General features: G+C 45.5%; 7 protein-coding genes. 3 read left to right on the top strand and 4 right to left on the bottom strand.

Annotation, left to right across the window (positions count from 1 at the left end; translation table 11 throughout):
* Nucleotides 1–76 precede the first annotated feature (76 nt).
* The 3 genes from B2337_RS06805 to B2337_RS06795 all read right to left on the bottom strand — a co-directional run bounded on the left by B2337_RS06805 (nt 77) and on the right by B2337_RS06795 (nt 2,438).
* Nucleotides 77–1,306, bottom strand: a complete 1,230-nt coding sequence (locus B2337_RS06805; RefSeq protein ID WP_292414994.1) for an ammonium transporter — start codon at nt 1,304–1,306, stop codon at nt 77–79.
* 18 nt (nt 1,307–1,324) lie between these two features.
* Nucleotides 1,325–1,663: a P-II family nitrogen regulator gene (locus B2337_RS06800; protein ID WP_292361381.1), complete on the bottom strand. Its 339-nt coding sequence runs from the start codon at nt 1,661–1,663 to the stop codon at nt 1,325–1,327.
* Between the two features lie 61 nt (nt 1,664–1,724).
* Nucleotides 1,725–2,438 carry a TorF family putative porin gene (locus B2337_RS06795; protein WP_292361380.1) on the bottom strand — a complete coding sequence of 238 codons (714 nt, stop codon included), beginning with the start codon at nt 2,436–2,438 and terminating at the stop codon, nt 1,725–1,727.
* Between the two features lie 288 nt (nt 2,439–2,726).
* On the opposite strand from B2337_RS06795, the gene lgt reads away from it, so the two are divergent.
* Complete coding sequence (lgt, locus tag B2337_RS06790) at nt 2,727–3,521, top strand: prolipoprotein diacylglyceryl transferase (RefSeq protein WP_292414993.1); 795 nt, start codon at nt 2,727–2,729, stop codon at nt 3,519–3,521.
* Here the strand turns inward: lgt and B2337_RS06785 are convergent.
* The gene (locus tag B2337_RS06785; RefSeq protein WP_292361378.1) at nt 3,493–3,852 is read right to left on the bottom strand and encodes a diacylglycerol kinase; all 360 of its coding nucleotides are present in this window, start codon (nt 3,850–3,852) and stop codon (nt 3,493–3,495) included. The genes lgt and B2337_RS06785 overlap by 29 nt on opposite strands.
* 156 nt (nt 3,853–4,008) lie before the next feature.
* Between B2337_RS06785 and mnmG the strand changes: the two genes are divergently transcribed.
* Together mnmG and rsmG are read left to right on the top strand one after the other, a co-directional pair.
* Complete coding sequence (gene mnmG, locus B2337_RS06780) at nt 4,009–5,892, top strand: tRNA uridine-5-carboxymethylaminomethyl(34) synthesis enzyme MnmG (RefSeq protein WP_292361377.1); 1,884 nt, start codon at nt 4,009–4,011, stop codon at nt 5,890–5,892.
* A complete protein-coding gene (gene rsmG / locus B2337_RS06775) occupies nt 5,892–6,518 on the top strand; it encodes a 16S rRNA (guanine(527)-N(7))-methyltransferase RsmG (RefSeq protein ID WP_292414992.1) in 627 nt (208 codons plus the stop codon). The genes mnmG and rsmG overlap by 1 nt, the downstream gene beginning before the upstream one ends.
* The last annotated feature ends 2 nt before the right edge of the window (nt 6,519–6,520 follow it).

Here is a 6,520-nt window from a genome sequence, read left to right as displayed (position 1 = left end):
CAACCTTATTTAGGACGGGTCACAGACATAAAAAAGGGCAGGTAAAACCTGCCCTTTTTGTTATGTCGAGAATGACTTAGTTAGAATTATTAGTGAATTCTGGGTATGCTTCCATACCACATTCCACCAAATCCACACCTTCGTATTCTTCTTCTTCGGTCACACGCAGACCCATAATCATTTTCAGTACACCCCAGACAATTAAGCTGGCAACGAATACCCAAACAAAGATGGTTACTGCACCGATGATTTGTGCTGAGAAAGTGGCATCTGGATTAGTCAGTGGCACTGCCAGCAGACCCCAGATACCCACTACACCATGCACAGAGATGGCGCCGACAGGATCGTCAATCTTGATTTTATCCATAAAGACGATTGAGAACACCACAATGGCGCCACCAACTGCACCGATAATGGTTGCAATTAATGGAGTAGGTGTATCAGGGCCAGCGGTAATAGCCACCAGACCTGCCAATGCACCATTCAGAATCATGGTTAAATCCGCTTTGCCAAACAGCAGCTTGGCAACGATAAGCGCAGCAAGCACACCACCGGCCGCCGCCGCATTGGTGTTCATGAAGACAACGGCAACAGCGTTTGCATCAGCAACAGAGGCAGTCGCTAAGACTGAACCACCGTTAAATCCAAACCAACCCATCCACAGAATGAATGTACCCAGAGTGGCTAAAGGCAGGTTTGCACCCGGAATCGGGCGAACTTCACCATTAGGACCGTATTTACCCTTACGAGCACCCAATAAGATAACGCCTGCTAATGCTGCAGCAGCACCGGCCATGTGAACGATACCTGAACCGGCAAAATCGAGATAACCAATATCACCCAGGTTGAACAAACCAAATACATCTTGTCCGCCCCATGTCCAACTACCTTGTAAAGGATAAATAAAGCCCGTTAAAACGACGGCAAATGCAGCAAAGGACCAAAGTTTCATACGTTCAGCTACAGCACCCGAAACAATAGACATTGCAGTCGCAACAAAAACTACCTGAAAGAAAAAGTCTGCAGAGGGAGAGTATGTCCACTCATCTGCAACACCATCTTCAAGAATCCCGGAGAGGAAGATTGCGCCATCGTACATAATGCTATAACCGACAATCATGTACATGGTGCAGGCAATAGCAAACAACATAACGTTTTTAGTCAGGATTTCAGTGGTATTTTTTGCCCGAACCAGACCCGCTTCAAGCATAGAAAAACCAGCTGCCATCCACATGACAAAGGCACCACTTATTACGAAATAAAAGGTATCTAAGGCATATTGGAGTTCAAAGATTTCATTTTCCATTATCAATACTCCCTAAGCTTACAGGGCATCTGGGCCGGTTTCGCCTGTGCGAATCCGAACCACTTGCTCAAGTGGGTAAACGAAGATTTTGCCATCACCGATTTTGCCAGTGTTAGCACCCTTGATGATAGCTTCGATAACCTGTTCAACGATGGCATCATCAATTGCGATTTCCAGTTTTAACTTCGGCAGGAAATCGACAACGTACTCCGCACCTCTGTATAACTCAGTGTGCCCCTTTTGACGTCCAAACCCTTTTACTTCAGAAACCGTTAAACCTTGCACACCGATTTCGGAGAGTGATTCACGGACATCATCAAGCTTGAACGGCTTGATAATAGCTACAACTTGTTTCATAAGCGTATTCCTTCTTTAGAATAATCGCCCTGCAATAGCAGGGCGATTCACAGATAAGGTCTTAGAATGTTTTCGAAACACTGAAAGAAAAGATATTGTCGACCAGATCTTTATCACCAGCGAAGTCTTCACCATCACTGTCAGTGTCAGTCCATGTTAAGGCGAAATCCAGGTCAAACATGGTTTTAGAAACACCAATCAGATAATCAGTGTAGCTTTCACCGATATCGCTATCTAAGTCCTGATAACCGATACCAGCCATCAGGGTGATGTCATATGGCAGACCGTATTCAAAACCAAGATTATAGTATGTGCCGTCTTCATCCAGATTCAGGAAGTTGCTGGAGTGTGCAATACCGAAACTGAAATAACTGTAGCTTAAGCTACCGTAGATTTCATTAAAGTCAGCACCGCCACCTGTACCAGGATAGTAGTAACGAATCGCACCGATATCATAGCCGATACCAGTTTCGCCAATTTCATTGGCAAAACCACCGTAAAGGTTGAACTCTGAACTAAAATCGGCATCATCAAAATCTACATTTGATGCCCAGGTACCGACATACAATCCAGAGGCATGGCCGTAATCAATCCCGCCTTGAATGGTTGGGTTGTTATCGGTTTGTGAAATACCACGGAAAATGTAATCACTACCTATTAAGACGTTGGCTGTTACTGAATGTGCACCGTCTTCGCTTTCCCATGCCATTGCTGATGAAGTCGCTAAAACTGTTGTGGCAGCAAGACACATTGCTGAGAGCGTTTTGAATTTCATGTATATCTCCTCGTTTGAATTGTTTTAGTCTTTTTTGAATCCGATGCGTTGATTTTTTACAACACCGTGTATTCAGACTGCCACAACTAACGCAGTTTACATGCCAGTTTTAAAAAGTATTTATAATTCAATTAGATATGGTAATTTGCGGCAAATATTTCATTACTGAAAGGATTATTTTGGTGCGACCATGAAAATCCCACGCCCAAAATTGGTGCAAAATTCTGTTAATGAAGATTCATAGCGGGCTTGTTATGATGCGTGCACCAAAGTCTATGAGAACAAAATATGAATTACCCGCAGATTGATCCTGTTGCGCTTGAGCTCGGTCCATTGGCCATTCATTGGTATGGTTTGATGTATCTGTTTGGTTTTGTCGCGGCCTGGATGCTAGCCAGATGGAGAGCGAATGATTATGGCTGGGAAAAATCTCAGGTAGAAGATTTGCTTTTTTATGGCGCGATCGGGGTGATCCTGGGTGGCAGGATTGGTTACGCCTTATTCTATGATTTACTCAATGTTATTAATAATCCACTGAACCTGTTTAAAGTCTGGCAGGGAGGCATGTCTTTTCATGGAGGCTTGTTAGGAGTTTTGATAGCCATCTGGCTATTTGGTCGAAAATCCGGAAAATCTTTTTTTGAAATCAGTGACTTTGTTGCACCATTAGTACCGTTAGGCTTATTTTTTGGGCGGATAGGTAATTTTATTAACGGGGAATTATGGGGCAGAGTATCGGATGTCCCCTGGGCAATGGTGTTTCCGACAGGAGGACCGCTGGCTCGGCATCCTTCACAGCTCTATCAGGCATTGTTGGAAGGCTTGTTGCTATTCGTTATTTTGTGGTGGTTTTCGGCCAAAACGCGTCCACGGGCGGAAGTATCAGGTCTGTTTTTATTAGGATATGGCAGTTTCCGCTTTGCAGCAGAATTTTTCCGGGTGCCCGATCCGCAATACGGCTATCTGGCGTTTGACTGGTTTACTATGGGGCAGCTGTTATGTGTTCCGATGATCATAGCCGGATTGGTTATGATGTTTTGGGCTTATCAACGATCTAATCCAGCAAAATCATCAACCAGGTAGCAGCACTCAATAACAAAGTCAGTAACACAGCAAGCGATCCATAGTCCTTGGCTCGGCCAGACAGTTTGTGTACATCGGTGCTTACCCGATCAACAACACACTCAATGGCCGAGTTAAGTGCCTCAACAATCAGTACAGCCACTAATGAGGCAATCATCAACAGTCTTTCCGCGGGTGTAACATCAAGAAAAAAACTGACGATTCCCAGCAATAACAGCAAAATAAATTCCTGCCGGAAGGCAGATTCATAACGAATTCCGGCATACAGTCCTTGTAACGAATAGACTAAAGCAAACATTAACCTTTTTATGCCAGTGTTTTTTTCAATCATGAGATCTCTGCCGGATTGTGATAATCAAAATTAATGAAGATTCAGTCAGGCATTTTTGTCATAACTGAACCATAAATGATTGAAATATTAGGCAAAGATTATGACTGCCATGTTAAAATCTGTAGTCTTTTACAAGTTTTTTATCGCGGGTGAGTTATGCAGTATCAGGATCAATATGATGTGATAGTCGTTGGCGGTGGTCATGCCGGCACCGAAGCTGCGTTAGCGGCAGCTCGCCAGGGCGTAAAAACACTTCTGTTAACACAGAACATCGAAACATTAGGGCAGATGAGCTGTAACCCGGCGATTGGCGGGATCGGTAAAGGTCATTTAGTCAAAGAGATTGATGCATTGGGCGGCATCATGGCCAAAGCGGCTGATCTCGGCGGTATTCAGTTCAGAATTCTGAATGCCAGTAAAGGTCCGGCAGTGAGAGCTACTCGTGCCCAGGCCGATAGAATCCGTTATAAAGCCGCCATTCGTGCTGTGCTGGAGTCACAACCCAATCTCTATTTATTCCAGCAGGCTGTTGATGATTTGATCGTTGAAAACGGTCGCGTTGCCGGTGTTGTCACCCAGTCGGGTTTACGGTTTGGTGGTAAAGCCGTGGTACTCACTGTCGGTACGTTCCTCGGTGGTGTAATTCATATCGGTATGCAACGTCATCAAGGTGGTCGGGCGGGCGATCCTGCCTCTGTTGCATTGGCTGAACGTTTGCGTGCGTTACCTTTCCGCGTTGATCGTCTAAAAACCGGTACACCGCCCCGTATCGCCAGTAACAGTATTGATTATTCACAATTAGCCGAACAGCCGGGAGATAATCCGACACCAGTATTTTCATTTCTTGGCAAACGTGAACATCATCCGCAGCAGATTTCCTGTCATATCACCCATACCAATGAAAAAACGCATGAGGTGATTCGTAACAATTTGGATCGTTCACCAATGTACAGTGGCGAGATCGAAGGCATTGGTCCACGTTACTGTCCATCAATTGAAGACAAAGTGGTGCGTTTTGCCGATCGTAACTCACACCAGATTTTCCTCGAACCCGAAGGGCTGGACTGTAATGAAGTCTATCCCAATGGTATTTCCACCAGCCTGCCGTTTGATGTGCAATATGAGATCGTGCGTTCAATGAAAGGTTTGGAAAATGCCCATATCACTCGTCCGGGTTACGCTATTGAATACGACTTTTTTGACCCACGTGATTTAACACCGTGGCTGGAAACCAAACACATGCCGGGCCTGTTCTTTGCCGGTCAGATTAATGGCACGACGGGTTATGAAGAAGCGGCTGCCCAGGGTTTGATCGCCGGTCTGAATGCCGGTTTGCAGACACGTGAACTTGAGCCCTGGTATCCACGTCGTGATGAGGCCTATATCGGCGTATTAATTGATGACCTGATTACTTCCGGCACCAAAGAGCCTTATCGTATGTTCACCAGTCGGGCAGAATATCGTCTGATGTTACGTGAGGATAATGCCGATTCCCGTCTGACGCCGATTGGTCGTCAGTTAGGTATTGTCGATGATGCGCGTTGGGCGGTATTCAGTGCCAAGCTGGAAGCGATTGAGTCTGAAAACAACCGTCTGAATACCACTCGGATCTCCCCGGAAAAGATAGATCAGCAACGAGCCATTTCAGTGTTGGGTGAGCCACTGGCCAAAAGTAGCACAGCGATTGAATTATTACGCCGTCCCAGTGTGGATTATCAAGGCTTGATGACCTTATTGAATGAAGAGCAATTGGTCGCAGATGATGTGGCCGAGCAGGTGATGATCCAGGTGAAATATGCCGGTTATATCAATCGCCAGCAGAATGAGGTCAACCGTCTGCAACGTAATGAAAGCACCATATTGCCAGCCGATCTGGATTATCACAATGTGCGGGGTTTATCCAATGAAGTTCGTGAAAAACTGCAAAATGCCAAACCCCAGAGTTTAGGTCAGGCTGCCAGGATTTCCGGTGTCACGCCCGCTGCCGTCTCGTTGTTATTGGTGCATCTGAAACGTTCCGGATGGAGTGAAGCGAGCTGATGGGTTCAGATTTAAAAGCACAGCTCGATAAGGGCTGTGCTGAACTGCAATTACAACTTTCCGAAGAGCAAAAAACACAGCTACTGGATTATCTGGCACTGCTGCAAAAATGGAACAAGGTCTATAATCTGACCTCGGTGCGTGATCCGCAAACCATGTTGACGCGACATATCCTTGATAGTTTGTCATTAATTCCGTATCTGAACTGCACTAGCCTGTTAGATGTTGGGAGTGGAGCAGGACTGCCCGGTATTCCAATTGCTATCTGTTTTCCGCAAATGTCAGTCACCCTGCTCGATAGCAATATCAAAAAAACACGTTTTTTACAGCAGGTGAAAGCCGAGCTGAAATTGAATAATGTGACGGTAATACATGGCAGAGTAGAACAAATAACTTTGCCAAAATTTGACGTTGTAACCGCTCGGGCATTTGCCACAATCGCTGAGATTATTGATTTAGCCGCGAGACACTGCGATGATGCTGGCAGCCTGGTTTTGATGAAAGGCGTCTATCCGGAACAAGAACTCGCAGCAATTAAAAGCGGTTTCAAACTGCAGGATATTGTCACGCTGAACGTACCGGGAGATCAGGCTGAAAGGCATCTGGTAAGACTGATTAAGGATTAGCA

The organism is Methylophaga sp. UBA3192, from assembly GCA_002363955.1.
In the GTDB taxonomy this organism is placed as follows: Bacteria; Pseudomonadota; Gammaproteobacteria; order Nitrosococcales; family Methylophagaceae; genus Methylophaga.
The sequence above is the reverse complement of the archived record's forward strand: the minus strand, read 5'-3'. Positions and strand labels throughout refer to the sequence as shown.

Excerpts from the sequence above, each read along its gene's own strand:
- lgt (WP_292414993.1), top strand. The coding sequence starts at position 2,727 with ATGAATTACCCGCAGATTGATCCTGTTGCGCTTGAGCTCGGTCCATTG.
- B2337_RS06805 (WP_292414994.1), bottom strand. The coding sequence starts at position 1,306 with ATGGAAAATGAAATCTTTGAACTCCAATATGCCTTAGATACCTTTTAT.
- B2337_RS06785 (WP_292361378.1), bottom strand. The coding sequence starts at position 3,852 with ATGATTGAAAAAAACACTGGCATAAAAAGGTTAATGTTTGCTTTAGTC.
- B2337_RS06800 (WP_292361381.1), bottom strand. The coding sequence starts at position 1,663 with ATGAAACAAGTTGTAGCTATTATCAAGCCGTTCAAGCTTGATGATGTC.
- mnmG (WP_292361377.1), top strand. The coding sequence starts at position 4,009 with ATGCAGTATCAGGATCAATATGATGTGATAGTCGTTGGCGGTGGTCAT.
- B2337_RS06795 (WP_292361380.1), bottom strand. The coding sequence starts at position 2,438 with ATGAAATTCAAAACGCTCTCAGCAATGTGTCTTGCTGCCACAACAGTT.
- rsmG (WP_292414992.1), top strand. The coding sequence starts at position 5,892 with ATGGGTTCAGATTTAAAAGCACAGCTCGATAAGGGCTGTGCTGAACTG.